The organism is Ruegeria sp. HKCCA4633, assembly GCF_013034605.1.
Lineage (GTDB): Bacteria > Pseudomonadota > Alphaproteobacteria > Rhodobacterales > Rhodobacteraceae > Ruegeria.
Map to the genome: position 1 here is coordinate 33,896 of NZ_WQGJ01000012.1, position 24,348 is coordinate 58,243.

The window sequence follows — 24,348 nt, forward strand, 5'->3', positions numbered from 1 at the left end:
CTTGCGAGACGTCATTTCCCGCGCCACCGTGAACCCAACGGGAGAGAGTGACAACATGCAAACAATCAAAGCCGCAGTCTGCCGAGCTTTTGGCGAACCCTTGGTGATCGAAGAAGTTCAACTTGCGCCCCCCGGCACGGGCGAAGTCGAGGTAACACTAGACGCCGTGGCCATCTGCCATTCGGACATATCCTACGCCGAAGGGGCATGGGGTGGGTTCCTGCCAGCCGTTTATGGCCACGAAGCCGCAGGCGTTATCAGCGCCGTTGGTGAAGCCGCCGGGGATTTCAAAATCGGCGACCCTGTGGTTGTAACGCTGATCCGTGCCTGTGGAACGTGCCCCAGCTGTGCGGGCGGAAAACCGACAATCTGCGAAACACCATACGATACGGTCAAAGGTCCGTTGAAGACCGGTGATGGCGGTCCACTCGAACAGGCCATGGCCTGTGGTGCCTTTGCCGAAAAGGTTGTGGTGAGCCACCGTCAGATCGTCAAAATTCCAGAAACTCTGCCCAAGGATCTGGCCAGCCTGCTCTCATGCGGGGTCATCACCGGGGTTGGAGCTGCTGTGAACGCAGCTGATTTGCGCCCCGGTCGGGATGTCGTGGTGATCGGCGCAGGCGGCGTTGGTCTGAACGCCATTCAGGGCGCGCGGATTGCAGGCGCGCGGCGAATCGTGGCCGTGGATATGACCGAAGAAAAGCTTGAGATCGCCAAGGAATTCGGCGCAACCCACGGCGTGTTGGCCAGTTTGGACCAGCCGTGGAAGGCCGCTTACAAGGCGTTAGGCGGGCGTGGTGCGGATGCGGTTCTGATCACGGTTGGTGCGATTCCCGCCTATGATCAGGCACCGCGCTATCTTGGACGTGGTGGCAAGGCGATCATGATCGGAATGCCGCATTCGGGTGACATGGCCAGTTATGAGCCCGTCGTTCTGGCGGCTCTGGGTCAGGGCGTTGTTGGGTCGAAGATGGGCGACGTGGTGATCCAGCGCGATATTCCGTGGATGGTGGATCTGTACGAACAAGGGCGGCTGAAGCTGGACGAGTTGATCTCGGGTCGTTGGTCCCTTGATCAGATCAACGAAGCCATCGCCGACACCAAAACCGGATCAGCCAAGCGCAATGTGATCCTGTTCGACAGGACCTGACCCACCGAGAGGATTTGGGATGAAACTGCAGGATCTCGACATTATCGTCACCGCCCCACCGGCGCCGGGTTGGGGTGGGCGATATTGGGTATTGGTTAAGGTGACGACCGATACTGGCATCACCGGCTGGGGCGAATGCTATGCCTCCTCCGTCGGGCCAGAGGCGATGCGCCATGTCATTCAGGACGTGTTCGAACGGCATATGCAGGGTGAAAACCCCGAAAACATCGAGCTGATGTTCCGCCGTGCATATTCCAGCGGCTTCACCCAGCGACCAGACCTGACCGTAATGGGCGCGTTTTCAGGGTTGGAGATCGCCTGCTGGGATATTCTGGGCAAGGATCGCGACCGCCCCGTCTATGCTTTGCTGGGTGGAAAAATGAACGCCCGAATCCGTGCCTATACGTATCTTTATCCCCTGCCCCAGCATAATCTGACTGATTTCTGGACTTCTCCTGAACAGGCCGGCGAAACGGCTGCTGCAATGGTGCAGCGTGGCTATACTGCCGTCAAATTCGACCCGGCAGGCCCTTATACGATCCGGGGAGGCCACATGCCCGCCATGAGCGACATTTCCATGTCGGTCGCTTTCTGCAAGGCGATCCGCGAAGCCGTGGGCGACAAGGCCGATCTGCTATTCGGCACGCATGGTCAATTCAACACCGCCGGGGCCATTCGGCTGGGGCAAGCGTTGGAACCTTATCATCCGCTTTGGTTCGAAGAACCCACGCCGCCGGACATGATCGAAGACATGGCTCGCGTCGCCCGCAATGTCCGCATACCCGTCGCCACCGGAGAACGCATGACAACCAAGGCCGAATTCGGTGCCGTTTTGCGCGCCGGGGCCGCGGAAATCCTGCAACCGGCGTTGGGACGCGCGGGCGGGATCTGGGAGATGAAGAAAGTTGCCGCAATGGCTGAGGTCTTCAACGCTCAGATGGCACCGCATCTCTATGCAGGGCCGGTGGAATGGGCGGCTAATATCCATCTGGCTGCGTCGATCCCTAATTTGCTGTTGCTGGAAAGCATCGAAACACCGTTCCATGACCAACTGATCAAAGGGTCTGTTCGGGTCGAGGACGGGTTCGTAACCGCGCCAACAGCGCCTGGCCTTGGGATCGACGTTGACGAAGCCCTGGCCCGCGCGCATCCCTATGAGGGCCGCGACCTGCACTTGCAAATGCAGGAGGACCCCTGCGATTACGCCAACGGCAACGCTTTTCAAGGCGGCGCACCGGCAACCGAGGGGTGACAACACCAGTGTGTTTAGGGCATATTGTTCCGATAAAAAGCGGAACAACGGTCACAACGTGGAACTCAAAGAAACCGATCCTCAGGCGCGCAGCACGGACACTCTGCCGGACATGAAAGACAATGCCGCCCGCGCGGCTGCCTACCTTAAAACACTGGCCCATGAGGGACGGCTGATGATCCTGTGCCACCTTGGGGACGGAGAGAAATCCGTGGGTCAGCTTGAGAATCTGCTTGAGCTGCGTCAAGCCGCTGTTAGCCAGATGCTGGCCCGCCTGCGTGAAGAAGGGCTTGTCTCAACCCGCAGAGAGGGCAAGACGGTCTACTATTCCTTGCGTGATGGGAACACGGAACAAGTGATCGGCCTGCTCTACAAACTGTTCTGCGCAGAAGACACCTGATCCCCTAGCTTGAAACGTAGCCTGCAATCACCTGAAGCAGCTTGAAGGCGGTTGCAGCGTCATTCTCGACGACGGCAAGGAATTCCTCTTCGCCAATCCGCAGACAAGACAGCTGAGTTTCTGCCACCATACTCAACGCGCGCGGCTCTTTGCGGATCAGGCCCAGCTCTCCGACCAAAGCGCCCGGTCCAACGGTGGTGATCAACTGATCCGGCCCTTGATCCTGCGGCAGGTACAATCCGGCCTCACCCTCAAGCACAACATAGGCACCATCGGTTGGCTGGTCGTCTTTTAGGAAAACCACTTGCCCGGGCTCGGCGTCAAACCAGCGAGCACCAAAGGCCAACAGGCGCAACTGACGTCGGTCCAGACCAGAGAACAACGGGGTCTGTTCCAGAGCACGCAATTTCCGCGCCAGATCTGCCGATGCTGCGCTGTCTTCCTCCACGTCTACCGGCCCTCCGTCCGAGACCACACGACCTTGCCTGATTTCAACGAACATGTCGAATACATCGGGGTTTTCAAACTGATCGTTCAAGTAGATGACAGTAGTCTCCGGCAGCAACTCACGCAGCTTTTTGTAGACGGCCACCTGCGTTTTCATGTCGTAACTGGCCAAGGCGTTTTCCAAGATCAGGACGTCCGGTTTCTTGATCGTTGCGCGCGTAAACGCAAGTGGCTCTGCAAACACCGCGGGCAGGTTCTGACCACCCAAGGCCACCGGCACGTCATAAATCAGTTCCGTCACCAATGGCCGCGCACCGTTTTCGGCCAACACATCGACAATCAGCTTGCGCGCCTCATCGGAACGGGCCCCGCCAATCTGACTGACTTTACCAAAAAGCGCGTTTTCCATGACTGTCAGACCGGGTGCGTATACCTCCGGGTCCAGCGGAACAAAAACATCCTTCAGACGTTCCATCAGCTTCTCAGAGTGGCTGTGTCGAAGTTCGAGAATCCGGTCCTTCAGCTCATCGGTGAAAGCTGGGCCGATCTGTTCCGCCGAAATAACAAACGGCACAGCCAGCATATTTGCCAACTGTGCATCGTCCAACCCGGCCGAGCCTTCTTTGCGGGTCTGCTCAACCAGTTCGACCGCAGCCTCATAGGTCTTTGCATCCAACCCGAGCTTGCGGAACAACGGGTGATCCGTACCGTCCAAACCAAAAATCTGGCGCAACATCTCGATCACGTCGCGGGTCAATGCGATCAGCGTTTCATCCAGCCCCAACTCTCGCAGCTGGCCCAGAAAGACCGTCTGTTCTACCAGCAAAGCGTGTGTCACCGGAACGCAGGGCGTGGCAAACAGAAGATTCTCGGCAACAGGCAGGGCGGGGTTGTACAGATTGCGGTCGAAGATCAACGCCTGTTGTTCCAGACCCGCGTCCTGAACGGCTTTGCGCACAATTGGACGCAACTCGACCAGTTTCTGAGCCAGTTCGCAATGCTCAGCGGCGTTAAAGCTTTGTTCTGCACCACGCTGGAACAGGGCCGCACCAGACCCCATCCCGTCGATCAGCTGCAACCACCAATCGCGCAAGGCCGCCGCGTCCGGAAGCCCTGCCAAAGACGGATCAAGCCAATCCACCTTGAACGGGTCGGAACTGTTTCCTGCCCGCAGGGTTTCGCGAAAATCGGGGTCATCTGCGCTCTCTGACAACGGTCTGAACCGCATAGGCATCATTACGTTGTCGCCCAAAGTGCCCTGAAACATCACAGGGCGGGACGTAGCATAACCTATACGTGAGGCCACAACGCCCTGATGCAGTTCGGCCAGGTTCACATCCCCGATACGCACCTTGCCACCACTGGGCAAGATTTCACGCGTCAAAAGTTCGGCGATGGCACGGCGGTCTTCCTCGCTGGGGGCGGAAATGCCGATCGTCTTGCCGCCCGGAAAGCTGAGGTTCAGATCGTCCAACACCTGATTGCCGTCCATGTCCCGAACCGAAACATGATCCAGCACAATATCATCGTTCAGATTGGGGCGTGCGTCAGCTTCGCCCTCAAACAAGGCTTCGTCCTGCATTCCGCTGGGCGCAAAGCGGTCAATCACCACGTCCCAACGCAAAGACATGTCCTGTGTCTGGTTGTAGTAGGTCAAAAGCTCTTTCCAAGGTGAGCTCAGATCTTTGTAGGCCGCAAGCGCTGCAACCAGCGCCCCCAGCGAGACCGAGCCTTGCAGCACCAGCAGACCGCCGATCAGATAGAACATGAATGGCGTCAATTGAGAGATGAAGTTGTTTATGAATTTCATAAAAAACTTCTTCTGGTAGATCTCGAACCGGATGCCGAACAACCGCCCCAACTGATCAGAGATCATCGCCCGGCGATAACGCCAGCCACCATTGGCGCGCAGCGTCGAAGCCCCTGCAGCGTTTTCACCGATTTGGGCCGCAAGCACCCGCACTTCTTGAATACGCTTTTTGTTCAGCAGGTTGATTTGGCGTTGCAGTTTGGGGATCAGCCAGGCTTGTACCGGAATCAGTGCCACCGCGGCCAAGCCGAACCAAAAGCTTTGCAGGAACAAAAAGGCAAGGATCGTGATCATCTGACCCGCCTGCAATACAGGCTGGCTGATCGCATCCCCCATCAACCCGCCCATCGGCTCGCTTTCGGCGGTGATCATCGACACCATCTCGCCCTGGCTGACGCGTTCGAAATAGGGTTGTGGAAATCGCAACGCACGGCTGATCAACTGATACCGAAAGCGCCGCAGCATCCGCTCGCTCAGCACACCTTTCATGGTGTTGATGCGCATTTTCATCAGGCCATGCCCCAATACGGCCGCTAAAAACGCAAAGCATAGAATAACCAGAAAATTCGTCTGCGACATCGTATAGCCCCAGATGGTTACTTCTGGGTTGGGTGCACCAATCGCATCATTGATAATGCGCTTAGGCAGTTCCAACGTTAGGTAAAGCAGCGGGAACAATGTCGCTGTCACAGCCAACAAGATCAGCTGGTCGCGTTTGGAGTACTTCCAGATAAAGCGGAAAATCGTGCGTTCTATGGAACCTGCCCCTGCTGCTGACCGACGACGCGGTTCAGATGTTATCCACGCAAATTCAACAGCATGACTCTAATGCCATCCAGACATAATTGGCAATTTTTTTCCCGATTGTGCGAATTCTTAAGCTTATGTGAACTAGTTCATTTACGTATGCCCATCTAATTGCCTAGAGTGGTCAGCAGGACGAGATCGGGAGGGTTCTTTTGGCTGCCAGTTTTGGCGCAGTGTTCGCTATGCTTTGCTTATTGCTTGTAAAGCACATGTTCGCTGACTTTTACCTCCAGACACCGAAAATGCTCTCTGGACGCGGTGAGTATTTTCATTGGGGACGTGCACAGCATGCAGCAGTACATGTTGCAGGCTCTATTATTGTGTTCTTGGTTTTTGGCGCACCTTTGGCGTTTATTCTGATTGTCGCAGCGCTTGAATGGATAATCCACTTCAACATCGATTTCGTCAAAGCCAGCTATTCTGACAAAAACCAGCTGGAACCTTCGCAAGCCGCCTTTTGGCGCGCGGCCGGGTTGGATCAGTTGATGCACAACCTGACATATGTGGCGATGGTCTGGGCGTGGGTTAGCTTTGCAGCAGCCTGAATAGGTTACGCCGCCTCTTTCAACGCACCCATTCTGTACGCCCGAAGCCACATTCGATCCAATGCGTCGATCTTTTCGGGATCGAATCTTTCTTCGACCTCCCAATACCGACCTGAGTCGACGTAATAGCCCAGATCGTGTTCTATTTGGCGTGCTGGACCCATTCCTAATGTGTCAATAAGTGGTGACGCGGACAGATTAGACCGGCTGGTTGAGGAAAAGACCAATCGGCTGGGCCCGTTGGACAACCGAACTGCTCTGCACCCCTGTTTGGCTGCAAAAAGAGCCAGACGCGCAGATTTAGCTTCGAGCGATCGCAGAGTCACATCGTCCCGCAACGGGTCCGCGGCCCCGGTTCCGTAAAAATGGGTCTTGCCAGAACCCGAATACATCATGTCGCATCCAAAAAACGCCAATACATCCGGATTCAGAGCCGCCAGCGCCCAATACCCGGCTGTAAAAGCCATCGTGCCGCCCGCGTAGACGAACCCGCCATATTCGTTCTGCTTGGGCACATAGTCTTGCGCAGTGACGATGCTTTGCGCTTTGGTAACGTCCTTCGGACATCTGTCAGTCGGAAAATCTTCGGGATGGATTAAGTAGTCCCAGTCCTCTCGAATGCGCCACGCGTTGTTGATGGCGACAATATGCGTGAAGGGCTGGCGCGACCAAGCCCTCGCTTCTAAGGCCGAAGGAGCACTGCCCAGAATCAGAACTTTGGTTTGTCGGTCGGTCATAGCGGGGCCACCCTCTTTGCCAGCCCCGCAAGACGTAGATCGTTTACAGGCCGTGACTAGCCCAGCACCGAGAAACTACTTTCTTCGTTGATCGGACGTTTGCGCGAATAAAAGCCGACATCGATGCTCCGCTTGATATAGGGCAGTTCGAACTGCAACGGTTCTGCGTCATGGTCGGCACCACCCTCGCAATACGAGATCAGAGCCGTCATCATCTTACCCGCAATCGGCGCGTTTTTGTATTGGTTCCCGCTGGAACCGCAGGCCATGTAGAACCCCGGCAGGCTGGATTTGTCATAGATCGGAATCCAGTCGGTGGACGCATCATACAGGTCAACAACGCCCCGCGTTTTCGACGGGATGCCAAGACTGGGGACACGTTGCGCATAGCGCATCGCCTGCGTGGTCCATTGGTCAGTGAACTCACGGTTATAGTTCACATCGTCCTCGCACCACTGATGCGGATCACATTCCGGGTCTTCTGATCCGACAAGGATATGGTTTCCATGTTCCGGGCGACAATAACAGGCGATGTCGCTGTCCGAGACGATGGTTCCGTCATTTTCAAAGTCGAACCCTTCTGGTGCCGGAACATGTACCACCTCTTGCCGCAAGGGTCGGGTTTTGATGGTCATGTCGTCCAGAACACCGGCCATCTCGTTGATGATCGCCGAACCCGGCCCCGCAACGTTGACGACGACCTTGGCGTGGATTTCCTCGCCCGAGGCCAGTTTGACGCCGGAAACGCGCCCGCCCTCGGTCAGGATTTCAGCAACTTCAGCGCCGGTGCGCATCTCGGCCCCATGCTGCTTCGCGGCATCCATCAGGTTCTGCGCAGACAAGGCCGGGTCGGTGACATACCCCGCTTGCGGCCAATATACACCCCCGGTCATCTTCCGCCCGTTGGACTGGCCAAACTCGGGATCATCCATACGGCGCGCCGGGGCAAAACTGTCCAGCGAATAAACCGGCAGGCGCTCCACCACTTTCTCAGCCGACCATTCCTCGAAGGGGCAGTCCAAATCCGACGAATTGCGCATGTGCTTTTCCAACATACCGTTCGCCTCGGTCTTCATGACCAGACAACCGGTTTCCCGGAACTGGGCCAGATTGGCATCTTCGGGCAGACCCAAATAGTCGGCCCAGTCGCGCCAGTAATGGTAGCCTTCCCAGGCAAAGGCCGTTCCGTCAAAGGTCGAATAATGCATTCGGATTATTGCACAAGACCCGGCGGTTGAGCCGTGACCAACCTGAGAATTGCGGTCTAAAGACAGGGTTTTCCACCCCGCCTTCGACATCTCGAACGCAATGGCCGCGCCGATCACACCCGTGCCAATGATGATTGCGTCTGGTTGACTCATTTCAAGTCTCCTTTCCAATAACGCATTGTATATGCGCTGAATTCTTCAACTTCTTCTGGCTTTGGCTCAACGCCGGTAAACGTGTAGAGGTAGTGCGCCAATAGCGAGATCCGCATCTCAATTGGTTCGTTCATTTGTGCCAGGTCATAGCCAATCTGCATGTAATACAGTACCCGCGCTCGAGTTTCGGCCTCGATCTCGGAATAGCCGTAGCGGGCAAACATTGCGTGCAGTGCCGCAAGGCGACGCGCGTCGGATTGGTCCAGCGCACGCCGCACCTTGCCGGATTTACGCGCCCAGTCACGTACAGCAAAGTCCAGCGCAGTGTCGAACAACTCGCTGTTTACCACACAACGATGCACGTTGCAGACAGCTGCTGTGATTGTCTCAGCCGGGGCCTCCGCCTGCTTGATCAATGCTGCCGTATTGGTGGCTTGCCAGCGGGCAAGCAGCGCATCCATCAGTTCTTGCCGAGATTTGAAGTACCAATAAAAGGATGAGCGCGATACAGCCATCCGCTCAGCAAGATTCAGAACCTTAATTTGATCTATCCCGTCCGAAATCAGCACGTCCATTGCCACATTCAACCAATCGTCACGCGTGACCTTGACGTTGCCGATCAAGGGTTCAGCCTTGGGATCATCGCGGTGAAGGACAGGTTTTGTATTCATTCAACTCTCCGGCGGCGCGCCGCCCTCGGCAGTCCGACGCGCAATAAAGTCGTGCATGGCACCCAAACGGTCACTGTCAGTACTTGGTGCTTTGAAGTCGCTCAGGATGCCTTTCCAAACGTCAGTAGCCCGATTATTCGCATCAACCGCCCCACGTTCGGTCCAGGTGCCAAAGTTGGCATAGTCATGAAGATGAGGTTGATAGAACTCGGTATTGTACCGCTCCATCGTCTGGCTTGAGGCAAAGAAATGTCCACTGGGTTCGACCTCACGCAAGGCCGTATCATATCCGATCTCTGCCGCGCCTGCCTGTGCACCCGCGCAAAGTTCGGCCACCATGTTCAGGACCTCGGCATCGCAGACCAGTTTTTCGAAGGATACGGTCAGGCCACCCTCCAGCCAACCTGCGGAATGGATGATCACGGTTGCCCCGGCCATCAGGCAGCCCCAAAGGCCAAACTGGTTCTCGTTCGCGGCCTGCACATCGTTGATGTTTGACGCTGATCCTGCTGCCGACCGCCAAGGCAACCCCAGGTGCCGCGCCAATTGACCCGCAGCCAGAGACGCCTGGAAATGCGAAGGCGTCCCGAATGCAGGGGCACCAGATTTCATATCCACGTTGCTTGTAAACGTTCCATAACAGACCGGAGCACCGGGCTTGGCAAGCTGGGTCAGGGTCAAAGCGGCAAGCGCTTCGGCATGGGACAAGGTGATCGCCCCGGCCACAGTAATCGGAGCCATCGCGCCCATCAGGGTAAACGGCGTGATGATCGACATCTGACCATGCCGCGCGAAGTCGATCAGACCTTGCGCCATCGGAATATCCAAAGTGCGCGGGCTATTGGTGTTGATGATCGTGTAACAATGCGCATTGCCCTGGAATTCATCACTCGAAAGGCCACGGGCCGTGGACAGCATCTCAAAGCAATCCATCACCTGCGGCGTGCCGCGCGAGAAAAAGAACGGGAACTTGTCTGTAAGCTCCATCTGCGCTTGCGTGGTAAAATAGTGGCGCAAATGGGTTGGTACGTCCTGCGGCTCGACCTGAGGCGAGATCATCTGGAATACATCGAAATGGTGCGTGAGCTTCAGAAACTCCAGATAATCCTGCCCTGTCGCGGGGCGACGTCCACGTTCAAGGTCGGTCGCATTCGGAGCCCCGGCACCGGGTTGAAAGACCAAAGTGCCCAGTTCAAGCGTGAAATCCCGCCGCCGCGCTCCGGCTCGGCAATCAATAGATTTGGGGGCCGAGGCCACAGCGGCCCCAACCATCTCGCGCCCGATGAAGACCATTTCACTGTCTTCGTCCACGCGCGCACCACCTTGTTTGAAAAGCTTGCGCGCCTCGGGTAGCAGACATTTTACGCCCAATTCTTCCAACGTACGCAACGCAGTCTCATGCATGTCGGCGATCTGATCCGCCGGAAACACCTCCATTTGCGGGAAAGGGTTCTTGAGCTGGCGATAGTTCACATCGCGACTGGGTTGCGGGGCGGCTTCGGCCCCCCGCCCGCGCCGCCTGCGTCCTCGGTCCTGAGCGGTCATGACCAGCCTCGCATCGCTTTGCCTTGCGGGTCATAAGGCGACGGCGCAACCACGCGTGCCGACCGTTCCACGCCAACCACATGGACGGACAGTTCAGTACCCGGTTCAGCTTTGTCGCGGTCAATCAGCGCCATCGCTAGCGATTTGCCGGTGTAATGCCCATAGCCACCCGAGGTTACGAAACCAACGCGTTCACCATTGGCCCAGATCGGCTCGTACCCGCTGGCATCCGCGTCCACAGCATCGATTTCCAACGTCGCCTGTACCTGTGCCGGACCATTGCCATTGCGTTCGGCAAGCGCGGCCTCTTTGCCGACAAACTCTTTTTCCCAATCGATCCAGCGATCCATGCCAGTCATGCCGGGTGTATAGGCTTGCGTGAACTCCGCTGACCAAATGCCAAAGCTCTTTTCCAACCGGGTCGACCCCATGGCGTTGAAACCAACCTCGCGAAGGCCTTCTTCGGCACCGGCCTCCAACAAGATACGGCGCAGTTTGATGTGGTCGCCATAGCGGCAGTTGATCTCGTACCCCTTTTCGCCGGTCACGGACATGCGCGCCACGCGAGCACGAACAAGGCCGATGTCGAAATCGCCGCAGCCCATGAATTTCAAGCCCGAGATATCCTGCTCCGCCAGCTTTTCGACCACAGCCTGCGATTTCGGCCCAACCACGGCAAAGCCGCAATATTCCTCACCCAGATCACGCAGTTCGACACCGTCAATCATATGATCGTCAAACCAGCGCTTGTGCCAGGCACGCAGATAGTAGCTGCCCATGATCCACCAGGTGCCGTCGCCCCAGTTCAAAACGGTCAAATCGCCCTTAAGCCGCCCATCCTTGCCCAGCATCGGGGCCAGTTTCGCGCGCCCCGGGGCAGGCAGTTTCGAGGCCATCACCCTGTCGAGCCACGCTTCGGCATTCGGACCGGTCACTTCAAACCGAGAAAAGCCCGAGATATCCATCAGGCCCACGCCTTCACGGATGGCCTTGCATTCTTCAGTCACGATGTCATGTGCATTGGACCGCTTAAGCGTTGGTGTTTCCTCGAAACCCTTTGGTGCGAAATACAGCGGCACCTCCAGATCCCAGCTGACGCCCCATTTGCAGCCAGCCTCGGTCATCGCGTCATGCGCAGGAGCCATCTTCAGCGGACGGCCTGCAGGCAGTTGTTCGTTTGGATAGGTCATCACAAAACGGCGGGAATAGAACTGACCCGTGGTCTCGCGGATGTAGCGCTTGTTCTGCGCATAGTCGCCGTAGCGGGCCACATCCATTGACCAGGCATCAGCCTCGGGCTCGCCATGGATCATCCATTCGGCCAAGGTCTTACCCACGCCTCCACCTTGAAGGAAGCCCGCCATCACCGCACAGGCAGACCAATAGCCACGTTTGCCCGGCACCGGACCGACCAAAGGGTTACCGTCGGGCGAAAAGGTAAATGCGCCGTTCACCCATGTCTTGATGCCGACATTCTGAATCGAAGGATAACGTTCAAAGCCCAGCGTCAATTCGTTCTCGATCCGGTCAAGCTGTTCCTGAAACAGCTCTTCGCCATAGTTCCACGGCGCGCCGTCCATGGCCCAATGCTCGTGATCTACTTCATAAATGCCGACCAGAACGCCCTTTTGGTCCTGCCGCATATAGGTGAATCCTTCCAGGTCCACGGTCATCGGCATCTCAAAATCGGCGGCTGCGACTTCGGGCACTGTGTCAGTGATCAGATAGTGGTGCTTAAGCGGTGATACCGGCAATTCGACGCCAGCCATGCGCCCGACCTGCTTGGCCCACAGGCCCGCCGCATTGACCACATGTTCGCAAGTAATCGTGCCCTTGTCGGTCACAACCTTCCAACCTTCATCGCTTTGAATCAGTTCCTCGACTTTGGTTTCTTCGTAATACTCAGCACCGCGTTTTCGGGCCGCTGTTGCATAAGCCTGCACTGTTCCGGTTGTGTCGATATACCCTTCACGATCCGCCCACATAGCACCCAGCACGCCCTCGGTGGACATGATCGGACAACGTTTCTGGGCCTCTTGCTGGGTCAGCAACTCGCAATCGTCAATCCCGATGGACTGGAAAATTCGGTAGTTGGCCTGCAACCACTCCCACCGTTCGGGCGTTCCGGCAAGAGTCAGACCGCCGGTCATGTGCAAACCGATATTCTGACCCGATTCCTTTTCGATTTCACTGAGCAGGTCGATGGTATACGCCTGCAGTGACGCCATATTCGGGTCGGCATTCAACGCGTGGATACCGCCAGCCGCGTGCCACGAAGAGCCCGACGCAAGCCGCCGCCGTTCAAGCATCACGACATCCGACCAGCCAAACTTGGCCAGATGATACAGAACCGAGGCCCCGACGACCCCGCCCCCAATGACAACAACGCGATACTGAGATTTCATCTGAACCTCCCCAAAACAAAATCTGGGAAAACGCTAGTGGCACTGTTCATTTCTGTCTAGACATTTCTGTACAGTGCAGGCCAGCAGGGATGGGCGCCTTGGAACGGTGGTCGCTAAAGCTTGGCGCTAGGACGCGACTGGATGCTTTCAAACCATGCGATCGTCGCAGTATTGCCTTCAGGGATTCGCGTTTTAATCACACGCGCGAAATCGACAAAAACAAAGGTCGAGATGTCAGCTAGAGTGAAGTCGTCACCCGCGATGAATGCGCTTTCGGTCAACCGCGCCTCGAGCAGATCAAAAAACTGAATCACACGGTCTTTTCCGCGCTGCGCCAGTTCCGGGATTTGGGCATAGTTGGACGGACCAGGAATAGCGCGGTCTCGAAAAGCCGGATGACTGTTGCGCAGCGTTTCGGCGATGGGCAAACCACCCTGCTGTTCGGCGATCGCATTCCACATCAGAACCAGACCTTTTTCATCGGGGGTCCGACCCATCAAAGGCGGTTCGGGAAAACGTGCCTCAAGATAAGCGGCAATACCCATGTTCTCGGTGAGAACTGTACCATCATCGGTTACCAGGACAGGCACGGTGGCGCGCGGATTGACGGCGCGGAATTTATCGCTCAGTTGCGCGCCTTCGGCGATCGAGACTTCTCGGGTCTCGATCTCAAGCCCTTTTTCCGCAATGAACATGCGGGCTCGCCTGGGGTTGGGGGCTGTTGAGCAGTCGTAGAAAATCATGCTGGTGCCCCTTTCAGATCAACGGCGGTAAATGAAACAGCGCCCTTCAACGGCACCTTCGGGCAGCGGCATTTCTGTCAGCCCGTCGAAATACATGCGATCACTGGACACCATCAGACCGCCCTGCGCCAGCAAAGGTTCAATCAGCGGCGAGACGAACCGAGCAAATTTATCGTTCTTCTCACGGTTATGCCCGCCCAAGTCTGCGTGGATAAGGCTCGCTGTTGCGCCAAACCGGTCAACGGATGCAGGCAACGTATCGCGCACATCCCCCAGAATCACCCGATCCTCGGGTGGGGTTGAGTCTGGGTGAGAAGCCACCGCGCGTTCGAACACATAAACCGGGCGGTCATCCATATGCTGCACAAGATGGTGATAGGTACGGCCATTGCCCAAACCCAACTCGAAAACCGGGCCTTTCATGCCCGCCGTATGCGCAATCGCAAAATCCAGACACGCGCGTTGCGACACCATGCGGTCGATGAACAGATCCAGGCGGCTTTGATTCTCGGACACCAGCACATATCTCCTTGATACTATTCGGAAGCATAGATGCGCCCGATGCGGCCCTAGATGACAAATTCTCAAGACTTTGTGTAGCGATGAAGCCCAAAGTTTCACAATTCCGCGACATTTCAGCCCAAGAACGGGTTTGACTAGTCGGGCGGAACCGCGCGACACTAAGCAAAAAATCACGGGGAGTTGAATTAACCGATGTCACCTTTTGGTCAAACGGGTAGAAAACCCGCATGAACGCGTTGTTGTCCGTCAGAAACCTGAGCATTGGCTTTGGTACGGGCAATTCCGTGGTCACGGATGTGAACTTCGACGTCGAGGCCGGTCAGACGCTTGCACTAGTGGGTGAATCCGGATCGGGCAAAACAATCACATGTCGGGCCGCTTTGCGTATTCTACCCCGCTCTGCACAGATCCGCAGCGGCACAATTACGCTGAACGATTCCAAAGGTACGTGCGAGCTTACATCGGTCTCGGAACGCGAGATGCGCAACATACGCGGCAACCGGGTTTCGATGATCTTTCAAGAACCTATGCGTTCACTGTCGCCCCTGCACAAGATCGGCAATCAAGTCAGCGAAGTCTTGTGGCTGCATCGTGGTCTTTCAGAAGCCGAGGCCCGCAAAGAAGTTCTGAGGCAGTTTGATCGCGTGGGTTTCCCCGACCCCCAGCGCGCTTATGACTCGTACCCGTTTGAATTGTCCGGCGGGATGCGTCAGCGCGCTATGATCGCAATGGCGATGGTATCCAAGCCCGAACTGCTGATAGCGGACGAACCAACCACTGCGCTGGATGTGACCACACAGGCGCAGGTGCTGGGGCTGATCAAGGAATTGCAGCGCGAGACCGGCATGGCGTTGATCCTTGTCACCCATGACCTGGGTGTCGTCGCCAATATGGCCGAACAGGTCGTGGTCATGCACAAGGGTCGCATCATGGAGTCGGGCCCGGCCGCGCCAATCCTGACCGCTCCGGCTCATCCTTATACGAAACAGTTGTTCGATGCCGCGCCGGAAATTCCGGATCAGGATGCCGTAGGTATTCCGATGCCAGACGAAGATCTGATTCTTCAGATGAAGGACGTGTCCAAGACCTACACCATGCGGTCCAGCAAGGGGTGGCAAGCCGACACCGCAATCTATGCCTGTCGCGGCGTCGACCTGAACCTTGCACGCGGCAAAACGCTGGCCATTGTTGGCGAAAGCGGATCGGGAAAGACGACAGCAGCCCGGATCGCATTGGGTGCCGAATTGCCCGACCCTGGTGGCGAAGTTCTGTTCCGCACTGCACCTGACGTCGACCCAATCACGGTGCACAGCATGACGCGCGCCCAGCGCACGGCGTTTCAGCGAAAGGCACAAATGGTCTTTCAGGACCCCTATAGCTCGCTCAGTCCGCGTATGCGCATTCAGGACGCGATGACCGAACCGTTGGAAATCCACAAGATCGGCACCGCAGCGGAACAGCGCGACAAAGCAGCCGAGATGCTGCAACGTGTCGGTTTGACAGAAGACATGCTGAAACGCTATCCCCACGCTTTCTCCGGCGGGCAGCGGCAGCGCCTTTCTGTGGCCCGTGCCATGATGTTGGACCCGCAACTGATTGTCTGTGACGAACCCACATCGGCTCTGGATGTCTCGGTTCAGGAACAAATCCTGACCTTGCTGGAGAACCTTCAGGACAGCCTGAACCTGTCCTATCTGTTTATCTCGCACGATCTGGCCGTTGTCGCCCGGATTGCCGACGAAGTTGCCGTTATGCGGCGCGGCCTGATTGTCGAACAGGCACCGCCCGAAACGCTTTTCTACAATCCGCGTCACCCTTACACCAAGGCGCTGATTGCCGCTCAACCCGAACCCGACATCAACCGTCCAATTGACCTGCAAATGGTTTCATTGGGCGCCGGCGCACCGGACAGTTGGGAAGAAGCCTTCCGTTTCTCGGACACCGTGATACCTTCATTGGTGGAATTGGAACCGGGCCATAAGGTACGTTGCCATGTTTAAGACCACTCGCCCCCTGATCCTGGCCGCAATGCTGGCCCTGACGGGGATGCTGCCCGCCACGGCAGAAACCTTTCCTACTCCTCAGGAAAGCGCCTTCTGGAGCGCTGAAGTAGAAGCAGGCAACCTTCCGCCGATCGAAGAACGTCTTCCCAAGGAACCGCTGGTTGTTGATCTGACCGCCAAAGGCCGCGAATTCGGAACCCAAGGCGGTACGCTGCGTACGATGGTGACACGGTCGAAAGATATCCGCCAAATGGTCGTCTACGGCTATGCCCGCCTTGTTGGGTTTAACCAGGACTATGAAATTGTGCCCGATCTGCTGGCCTCGTTCGAGAACGAAGACAATCGCAAGTTCACGCTGAAACTGCGGGAAGGGCACAAATGGTCAGACGGCTCGCCCTTCACCTCGGAAGATTTCCGCTATTGGTGGGAAGAGGTTGCCAATAACGAACTGCTCAGCCCTTCAGGTCCGCTTGAGTTTCTGATCGTCGAAGGCAAATCACCAACGGTTACATTTCCTGATGAAACCACGGTGATCTTCGAATGGGAGGATCCAAACCCGGACTTCCTGCAAACGCTTGCCAATGCGCGACCGCCATTTATTTACCGTCCGTCCGCCTTCCTCAAACAGTATCACGAAAAATACGCCGATCCCGAGGAGCTGGCCTTTCTTGTTGAAGATGCAAGGGTCAAAAGCTGGGCCGCGTTGCACAACAAGCTGGACAACCTTTACAAGTTCGACAACCACGAACTGCCGACTTTGCAACCTTGGCTAAACGCAAGCTCGGGCAAGAAGATCAGGCATAACTTTGTGCGCAACCCCTACTACCACCGTATCGACAGCAACGGGGTACAGTTGCCCTATATCGACGTGGTTGAGATGGAGATTGTTGCCCCCGGCCTTGTCGCCGCCAAGACCAACGCAGGTGAAAGCGATCTGCAAGGTCGCGGATTGGCCTTCCGGGACGCGTCGATCCTTAAAAAAGGTGAGGCCCAAGGCGGCTACAAAACGCTGCTGTGGAAAACCGGCGTAGCGTCCCAGGTTGCGATCTATCCGAACCTTAACTTTGCGGATGACGTCTGGCGCGACGTGTTGCGCGACGTTCGTGTGCGACGTGCCTTGTCGCTGAGTATCGACCGCAAGACCATCAATCAGGCTCTGTATTTCAAACTGGCGCGCCCCGCAGCGATGTCAGTGCTGCCCGCTTCGCCGTTCTACAATGAAGAGAACGCCGAGGCCTGGGCGCAATACGATATTGATCAGGCCAATGCCCTGCTGGACGAAGCCGGTCTGACGCAGCGCGATAAAAACGGCATCCGTTTGCTGCCCGATGGCCGCCCGATGGAGTTGATCATCGAAACCGCAGGTGAACGGCAAGAGGTCGAGAATGCCCTGCAAATCGTCACCGACAACTGGCGCGAGATCGGGGTCAAACTGGTGATGCGTCCACTGGACCGCGACATTCTGCGCAACCGGGTGTTTGCGGGCAACTCGATGGCTTCAGTTTGGTTTGGATGGGATGACGGAATCCCGCAGGCTCACACTTCACCAGCTTATCTGGCACCCACTGATCAAGTGTTCCTCGCTTGGCCCAAATGGGGTCAATATTACCAGACAAAGGGTGAAGTTGGAGAAGCCCCTGACATGCCCGAAGCCGAACGTCTGATGGAACTGGCCCATGATTGGGAAATCGCCACAAGCGATGAAGAACGCACGGCAGCCTGGACAGAAATGCTGAAAATTCATGCGGACCAACTGTATGCAATTGGCATCCTGAACGGCGCGCCGCAGCCGGTGGTTGTCTCGAATCGTCTGCGCAACGTACCGGAACAGGCTATGTGGGCATGGGAACCAGGCGCGCATTTCGGCATCCATCGCCCGGATGAGTTCTTTTTCGCTGACTGAGCAGGAGCAGCAAAATGGTCATGCTGCGCTATGCGGTCTATCGGTTCTTTACGATGCTGCTGACTTTGTTGGTAGTTTCGGTCCTGATTTTCACAATCATCAACCTGCCGCCCGGTGATTACCTGAGCAACCAGATCGCCGAGCTTCAGGCCTCGGGGCAATCTGCCGGTGTCGCCAAGGCCGAGTTTCTGCGCACGGAATACGCTTTGGATCGTCCCATCTGGGAGCAATACCTGATCTGGATGGGGTTCTGGCCCGGACCGCACGGGTTTTCCGGTCTAATTCAAGGAAACTATGGCTGGTCTTTTGAATTTGACCGTCCCGTATCAGAAATTGTTGGCGATACGCTTTGGTTGACTGTGGTCGTCAATCTGGCTGCGATCTTGTTTGTCTATGCCGTAGCTTTGCCCCTTGGTGTTATCGCCGCGGCGCGGTCGCGAACGTGGATCGACTATACCTCGGCTTTTGTTGGATATTTGGGCCTGGCCACACCGAACTTCCTTTTGGCTCTGATCTTGTTCTACTACGGACACCAGTATTTCAACCTGCCCATTGGTGGCCTTATGGATCCCAAGTTCGAAGGCGAGCCGATGAGTTGGGACAAGCTGAAATCCATCCTCATTCATTTGATCGTGCCAACCTTCGTGATCGGCACCTCTGGGGCCTCGGCCATGATGCAGCGCCTGCGGGCAAATATGCTGGATGAGCTTGGCAAGCCTTATGTCGAAACTGCGATTGCCAAAGGTATGGCCCCGTCGCGGATGCTGACCAAATACCCACTGCGTGTGGCCTTTAACCCTTTCGTGGCCGATATCGGCAACCTGCTTCCGTCAATGGTATCAGGCTCAGTTCTGGTTTCCGTCGTTCTGGGCCTGCAAACAATTGGCCCGACCCTGCTGACGGCTTTGAAAACGCAGGATCAGTTTCTGTCGGCCTTCATCCTGATGTTCGTCGCTTTGCTCACGCTGATCGGAACGATGATCTCGGATATTCTGCTGGTGATGCTGGATCCGCGCATCCGTTATGAGGGGCGCGAAGCATGACTGATCGTCCCGATGACCGCTTTGTCGATGACGCGCCATTTGATCCGCAAGCGTCTGTTCAGCAGCTCGAACGCGCCGATCTGGACGCGCCAAATTGGGTGCTGGTCTGGCGCAAGTTCCGCACTCACAAGCTTGGCCTGATCTCTGGCATTTTCTTGCTGTTTTGTTATCTGATGTTGCCCTTTGCCGGGTTTATCGCACCCTATGGGCCGAACGAGCGAAATGGCGAACACCTCTATGCCCCGCCGCAATCTGTAAATTGGTTCCATGAGGGTGAGTTCATCGGGCCCCATGTGTATCCGATCGTCGCCGAAGCGGATCTTGAGACATTCCAGTGGAAATTTGTGCCCGACACAGACGACCCTCGTCCCATCAGGTTCTTTTGCGAAGGGTCAGAGTACCGTTTGGCCGGGTTCATACCGTCCGACACTCATCTGTTCTGCGCCCCCGAAGGCGCCACCCTGTTCCTGTGGGGATCTGATCGACTGGGGCGCGACATCTTCAGTCGTATCCTTTATGGCGCTCAGCTTTCGTTGACGGTGGGCCTGATCGGTATCTCTGTGTCGTTCTTTCTGGGCATCTTGTTCGGCTCGATGGCGGGCTATTTCGGCGGGCGCATCGACTGGACGATCAACCGAGTCATCGAAATTCTGCGCTCGTTGCCGGAACTGCCACTCTGGCTGGCGCTGTCCGCCGCCGTACCATCGAACTGGAGCCCTGTGGCGGTTTTCTTCATCATTTCGATTATCCTGGGCATACTCGACTGGCCTGGCCTTGCGCGTTCAGTTAGGGCCAAGTTCCTGTCACTGCGTGAGGAAGAATATGTGCGCGCGGCTGAAATGATGGGCGCGAGCTCGGGCCGGGTGATCCGCAAACACCTGCTACCCAACTTCATGTCGCACCTGATCGCATCAGCCACCTTGTCGATACCGGCCATGATCCTGGGGGAAACAGCGCTTAGTTTCCTTGGGTTGGGTCTGCGGGCACCTGCGGTCAGTTGGGGTGTCATGCTGAATGATGCACAGAACCTCGCCTCGATCGAAATCTACCCGTGGACGGCCATCCCGATGCTACCGATCATCGTGGTCGTGCTGGCGTTCAACTTCCTCGGTGATGGGCTGCGCGACAGCCTGGACCCCTATCAGCAATGAGCCTTCTGGCCACCCTTCCTGCTGCGGACAGCTATCGCAAAACGGGTGAAGGCGCGCTGCCCAGCGCTTTTGCCGTTTCTGAATTGGCCACAGCCAGCTTTGCGGCGGTAGGTCACGAAATGGCCCGGTTGATGCAAGCGCTCAACCTGCTCTCCGTTAAACCTGAGATCACGGTCGATCACCGGCTGGCGTCCCTTTGGTTCGGCTATTCTTTCAAACCAGACGGTTGGGACATGCCAAGCCTGTGGGATGCGGTCGCAGGCGACTATAAAGCCTCGGACGGCTGGATCAGGTTGCACACCAACTTAACTCGCCACCGAGCGGCTGCGCTGAAGGTTCTTGGTACTCCGCCTGATCGCGAGGCCGTGGCAACTGCCGTTAAGTCATGGTCCATAGCGGATCTGGAAACTGCCGTCGTGGCGGAAGGCGGCGTTGCCGCTGCGATGCGCAGTCGAGCCGAGTGGCTGGAACATCCGCAAGGCCGCGCCGTGTCACGCGATCCGCTGATCGGTTGGCAGGGGCCGCGTTATGTCAAGCTGCGCGACAGGCCGCACGCGACCGCCAAACGGCCCCTGGCGGGATTACGCGTGCTTGACCTGACACGTGTTCTGGCCGGTCCGGTCTCGACCCGCACGCTGGCCGGTTTCGGCGCCGAGGTTCTGCGCATCGACCCGCCTGATTGGGATGAACCGGGGGTGATCCCTGACATCTCACTGGGAAAGCACTGCGCCTATCTGGACCTGAAAACAAACGATGGCATGAAGCGGCTGCAAGAGCTGCTGTCACAAGCGGATGTGTTTGTGCACGGGTATCGACCGGGCGCATTGGATGTTTTGGGCCTGACGCGCGCCAAACGTGACGAATTGGCTCCGAACCGGATCGAGGTCACTCTGGATGCCTATGGCTGGCAGGGGCCATGGTCCACCCGGCGCGGTTTTGACAGCCTTGTGCAGATGAGCGCGGGCATCGCCCATACCGGAATGGGCTGGGCGCAGGCGGACAAACCTACCCCCCTGCCGGTTCAGGCCCTTGATCACGCAACAGGGTATTTGATGGCGGCCGCTGTTCTGTCCGCCCTGTCAGAGGCCGCATCGGGCAGTTCCATCATGCACGCCCACCTGTCCCTTGCCCGCACAGCTGAACTTCTGGCTGTCCTTGGCAAGGACGATACCGAAGCAGCACCGATCAATCCGACACCCAAAGACTACAACACGGAAACCGAAGCATCTGGCTGGGGGCCCGGTCATCGGCTCAAACCTGCGCTTAAAGTCGGCGAGGCATCAATGCACTGGGATTTGCCTGCATCGAAATTGGGCACATCACAGCCCATTTGGCCCTTGAACGCCAATTGACCCAACCGCCACGCGGAACGCGCGGCTGGGCCCAACATATTGACGGGATCTCGTCAGAGATGTCCCTCAAAATGGCGGGAGCACGCCCTAGCGGTCGTCGCCTCCGGGGCCGATATCGTCCAGGTATTCTTCGTCAATTGCGGCCTGAACTGCACCAGTTACAGCCTCACGCTGTTTCGGGGTCAGATCCTCGGCTTCTTTTCCATCCGCCAGCCTCACCGTGACCTCGCGGTGGGCAAACTTGATACCCTCACGCGCAAAGAGTTCGCGAATTTCCTGATAAACCTTCTTTCGTACCAGCCACTGGTCACCCGGTTTGGTCATGAACTTAACCCGGATGATCATCGCGGAATCCTGCATCTCGATCACACCCTGAGATTTCAGCGGCTGGATGAAATTGTCGCCAATCACAGGATCGGTCAACAGCTGTTGGCCTAGTTTCTTGATCAGCTTGCGCACTTTCTCGACATCTGTGTCATAGGTCACGCGCAAGGGCAGTTTCATGATAACCCAATCGCGCGAATAGTTGGTCAGCACCTTGATCTCACCAAAGGGAATGGTGTTCAGCGCACCTAGGTGATGACGCAGTTGCATGGACCGGACCGAGATCTTCTCGACCGTGCCCTTTACATCCCCGATGTCGATATATTCGCCTTTGCGGAACGCATCATCCAACAGGAAAAAGGCGCCCGAAAAGATATCACGCACAAGTGTTTGCGACCCAAAACCAACTGCCAAACCTACTACACCAGCGCCAGCAAACAGCGGGCTGACATTGATGCCCAACTCCATCAGAACAATCAGAACAATCGTGACGACGACGACAGCCAGAATTGCACCCCGGAACAGGGGCAGCAATGTTGCCAGACGGCTTTGCCCACCCTCGCCGCCTTCATCGCCCAGCTCCGCTTCTGTGCCGTCATCGACCTCTTCGGCAATCTTGCTGTCTATCCAGATGCGGAAGAAGTGGAACAGGATATAGCCAATGAAGATGATGACCATCACATCCAGCGCACGTTCGACTGGCAGGTCCTGGCTCCAGTCCGCGTCCGGGTACCAGATGACCACTAGCGCATAAGCTCCGATCACAAAGGCCAGAATTCCGGCCACCCGACGGGCCAGATCTTCGTAGGTGAGAAGGTATTGCTTTCTTTGCTCGGCCTCAGGTGTTTCCAACGGCACGATGTCGTCTTCGCCAGCCGCGGCTTCTTCGTTTATTTCGTCGATCTTGCGGGTTCGATCAAAGTACCGTTCCAGCAGATAGTTCATCGCGCCATAGGCGATGACGACGGACATGAAGATCAGGTAACTGCTTGCAATCAGCGGAAGTGGCGTCGGATTCTCGAGCGCCAAATCAACGGCCAAACGGAACCAACTGAACACGACATAAACGATAAGAGCAGGCGCCCAGCCAAAGGACACGAAACGCAAGAGAAACGATACCTGATCTGATGCGCGCCCTCCCCGGATCGCATTCGAAATGGCCCGGGCATTGAACAAGATCATCAGAACATTGCCCAACGCACCAAGCATCGTGAGCCCGCCATAAACCATAGCATAAACGTTATAATTCAGGCCAAAATCCGCGACCCATGTTGCAAACAAAACAACCGAGATGTCGTAGGTCGCCAAAGCCGACGCCCAGATGTACAGCCTGCGCGCGTTCTTGTCGGAAAACGGCGGCAGGCGGTATTGGCTCAGATAGGGAGACAGAACCATCCGCCACAGATCGGATACAGTACGCGCCAAGAAGAACGCGGTGAAAATGGCTGTAACCGTAAACTGGATCGAGATGTCCTCGGCCTCGCCGAAGAACAGATACCCAACAATCAGCGCCATAAGCATGGCAAAGATCGTGCCACCAATCCCCATCAAAAAGCGGAAGACAAGGAACGGCATCTTTTCGCGGTATCCAACAGGGTCATCTTTGACCCGGGCCACAACCCAACGCCGAGCAAAGCGTTTGCCGTAAATCTCGATCGACAGCCAACGCCCCAACAGCAGGAAGAGGATGTTCCAGCCCAAGACCTCGACATAAGTCTGGATACGCCCGTCAGGGCTGGTCTGACGCAGAATATACTGCACTTCGAACACCGAATAAGGCAGCGCCTCGAGCCGTGATTGCATGGACTCACGGAACTTCGAGAACCGCTCCTGCGCCTTCATCAGTTGCGATCCGTCGCTCATAGGGTTGTTCGACCCACCGCCGTTTTGGGTGGGGCTTGCCTCGGCGTCGCCTGCTGTAGTTACGACCTGGCCGGTGCTGTCGATGACAATCACACTTGCGCCCGCCTCGCTGGCGGCGCGTATCGCAGCGGCAAGATCGCTTTCAGGTGCGGGCTCGGACGTGCTGCCCGTTCCGGCACCGTAACCTGGAATCAAGGATGATTGCGCCGAGACGCTGACCGGAAATGCCAGAACGAAAGACCACAAAGCCCATACGAGCGCGGCCAGAAAGGTATGTTTCATAGGGTCTTGTTTCCAGTTTTTCCGATGCAGTG

18 protein-coding genes are annotated in these 24,348 nt (G+C 56.7%); 9 read left to right on the forward strand and 9 right to left on the reverse strand.

Features of this window, described 5'->3' with window-relative positions; genetic code table 11:
* Window positions 1-55 precede the first annotated feature (55 nt).
* The 3 genes from GOV85_RS19895 to GOV85_RS19905 all read left to right on the forward strand — a co-directional run bounded on the left by GOV85_RS19895 (window position 56) and on the right by GOV85_RS19905 (window position 2,802).
* Complete coding sequence (locus tag GOV85_RS19895) at window positions 56-1,150, forward strand: Zn-dependent alcohol dehydrogenase (RefSeq protein ID WP_171181489.1); 1,095 nt, start codon at window positions 56-58, stop codon at window positions 1,148-1,150.
* 19 nt (window positions 1,151-1,169) lie between these two features.
* Entirely contained in the window at window positions 1,170-2,402 is a 1,233-nt protein-coding gene (locus tag GOV85_RS19900) for a mandelate racemase/muconate lactonizing enzyme family protein (protein WP_171181491.1), read from the forward strand.
* A 112-nt stretch (window positions 2,403-2,514) separates the two neighbouring features.
* Complete coding sequence (locus tag GOV85_RS19905; protein WP_171181572.1) at window positions 2,515-2,802, forward strand: helix-turn-helix transcriptional regulator; 288 nt, start codon at window positions 2,515-2,517, stop codon at window positions 2,800-2,802.
* A 4-nt stretch (window positions 2,803-2,806) separates the two neighbouring features.
* On the opposite strand, the gene GOV85_RS19910 is transcribed toward GOV85_RS19905, so the two are convergent.
* Window positions 2,807-5,803 (reverse strand): cyclic nucleotide-binding domain-containing protein, encoded by a 2,997-nt coding sequence (locus tag GOV85_RS19910; RefSeq protein WP_171181574.1) that lies wholly within the window; start codon window positions 5,801-5,803, stop codon window positions 2,807-2,809.
* A 245-nt stretch (window positions 5,804-6,048) separates the two neighbouring features.
* On the opposite strand from GOV85_RS19910, the gene GOV85_RS19915 reads away from it, so the two are divergent.
* Window positions 6,049-6,411, forward strand: a complete 363-nt coding sequence (locus tag GOV85_RS19915) for a DUF3307 domain-containing protein (protein WP_171181576.1) — start codon at window positions 6,049-6,051, stop codon at window positions 6,409-6,411.
* 5 nt (window positions 6,412-6,416) lie between these two features.
* Here the strand turns inward: GOV85_RS19915 and GOV85_RS19920 are convergent, their stop codons facing one another.
* From GOV85_RS19920 to GOV85_RS19950, 7 genes are all read right to left on the reverse strand, one after another.
* The gene (locus GOV85_RS19920; protein WP_171181492.1) at window positions 6,417-7,148 is read right to left on the reverse strand and encodes a hypothetical protein; all 732 of its coding nucleotides are present in this window, start codon (window positions 7,146-7,148) and stop codon (window positions 6,417-6,419) included.
* A gap of 56 nt (window positions 7,149-7,204) precedes the next feature.
* Window positions 7,205-8,509, reverse strand: coding sequence for an FAD-binding oxidoreductase (locus GOV85_RS19925; protein ID WP_171181495.1), 1,305 nt, complete (start codon window positions 8,507-8,509; stop codon window positions 7,205-7,207).
* Entirely contained in the window at window positions 8,506-9,180 is a 675-nt protein-coding gene (locus tag GOV85_RS19930) for a TetR/AcrR family transcriptional regulator (RefSeq protein ID WP_171181497.1), read from the reverse strand. Before GOV85_RS19930 ends, GOV85_RS19925 begins: the two co-directional genes overlap by 4 nt.
* A complete protein-coding gene (locus GOV85_RS19935) occupies window positions 9,181-10,725 on the reverse strand; it encodes a trimethylamine methyltransferase family protein (protein WP_171181500.1) in 1,545 nt (514 codons plus the stop codon).
* Complete coding sequence (locus GOV85_RS19940) at window positions 10,722-13,130, reverse strand: FAD-dependent oxidoreductase (RefSeq protein WP_171181502.1); 2,409 nt, start codon at window positions 13,128-13,130, stop codon at window positions 10,722-10,724. Before GOV85_RS19940 ends, GOV85_RS19935 begins: the two co-directional genes overlap by 4 nt.
* Window positions 13,131-13,243: 113 nt before the next feature.
* Window positions 13,244-13,873 (reverse strand): glutathione S-transferase family protein, encoded by a 630-nt coding sequence (locus tag GOV85_RS19945; protein ID WP_171181504.1) that lies wholly within the window; start codon window positions 13,871-13,873, stop codon window positions 13,244-13,246.
* An 18-nt stretch (window positions 13,874-13,891) separates the two neighbouring features.
* Entirely contained in the window at window positions 13,892-14,389 is a 498-nt protein-coding gene (locus GOV85_RS19950; RefSeq protein ID WP_348540064.1) for a class I SAM-dependent methyltransferase, read from the reverse strand.
* Window positions 14,390-14,622: 233 nt separating this feature from the next.
* On the opposite strand from GOV85_RS19950, the gene GOV85_RS19955 reads away from it, so the two are divergent.
* From GOV85_RS19955 to GOV85_RS19975, 5 genes are read left to right on the forward strand one after another with little or no spacing between them, the layout of a single operon-like run.
* Window positions 14,623-16,395, forward strand: a complete 1,773-nt coding sequence (locus GOV85_RS19955; RefSeq protein WP_171181506.1) for an ABC transporter ATP-binding protein — start codon at window positions 14,623-14,625, stop codon at window positions 16,393-16,395.
* Window positions 16,388-18,301, forward strand: coding sequence for an ABC transporter substrate-binding protein (locus tag GOV85_RS19960; RefSeq protein ID WP_171181508.1), 1,914 nt, complete (start codon window positions 16,388-16,390; stop codon window positions 18,299-18,301). Before GOV85_RS19955 ends, GOV85_RS19960 begins: the two co-directional genes overlap by 8 nt.
* Before the next feature lie 14 nt (window positions 18,302-18,315).
* A complete protein-coding gene (locus tag GOV85_RS19965; protein WP_171094404.1) occupies window positions 18,316-19,344 on the forward strand; it encodes an ABC transporter permease in 1,029 nt (342 codons plus the stop codon).
* Entirely contained in the window at window positions 19,341-20,495 is a 1,155-nt protein-coding gene (locus GOV85_RS19970; RefSeq protein WP_171181511.1) for an ABC transporter permease, read from the forward strand. The genes GOV85_RS19965 and GOV85_RS19970 overlap by 4 nt, the downstream gene beginning before the upstream one ends.
* Window positions 20,492-21,847 carry a CoA transferase gene (locus tag GOV85_RS19975; RefSeq protein ID WP_171181512.1) on the forward strand — a complete coding sequence of 452 codons (1,356 nt, stop codon included), beginning with the start codon at window positions 20,492-20,494 and terminating at the stop codon, window positions 21,845-21,847. Before GOV85_RS19970 ends, GOV85_RS19975 begins: the two co-directional genes overlap by 4 nt.
* Before the next feature lie 87 nt (window positions 21,848-21,934).
* Here GOV85_RS19975 and GOV85_RS19980 read toward each other — a convergent pair whose 3' ends face one another.
* Window positions 21,935-24,316 (reverse strand): mechanosensitive ion channel family protein, encoded by a 2,382-nt coding sequence (locus GOV85_RS19980; protein ID WP_171181514.1) that lies wholly within the window; start codon window positions 24,314-24,316, stop codon window positions 21,935-21,937.
* Window positions 24,317-24,348 lie beyond the last annotated feature (32 nt).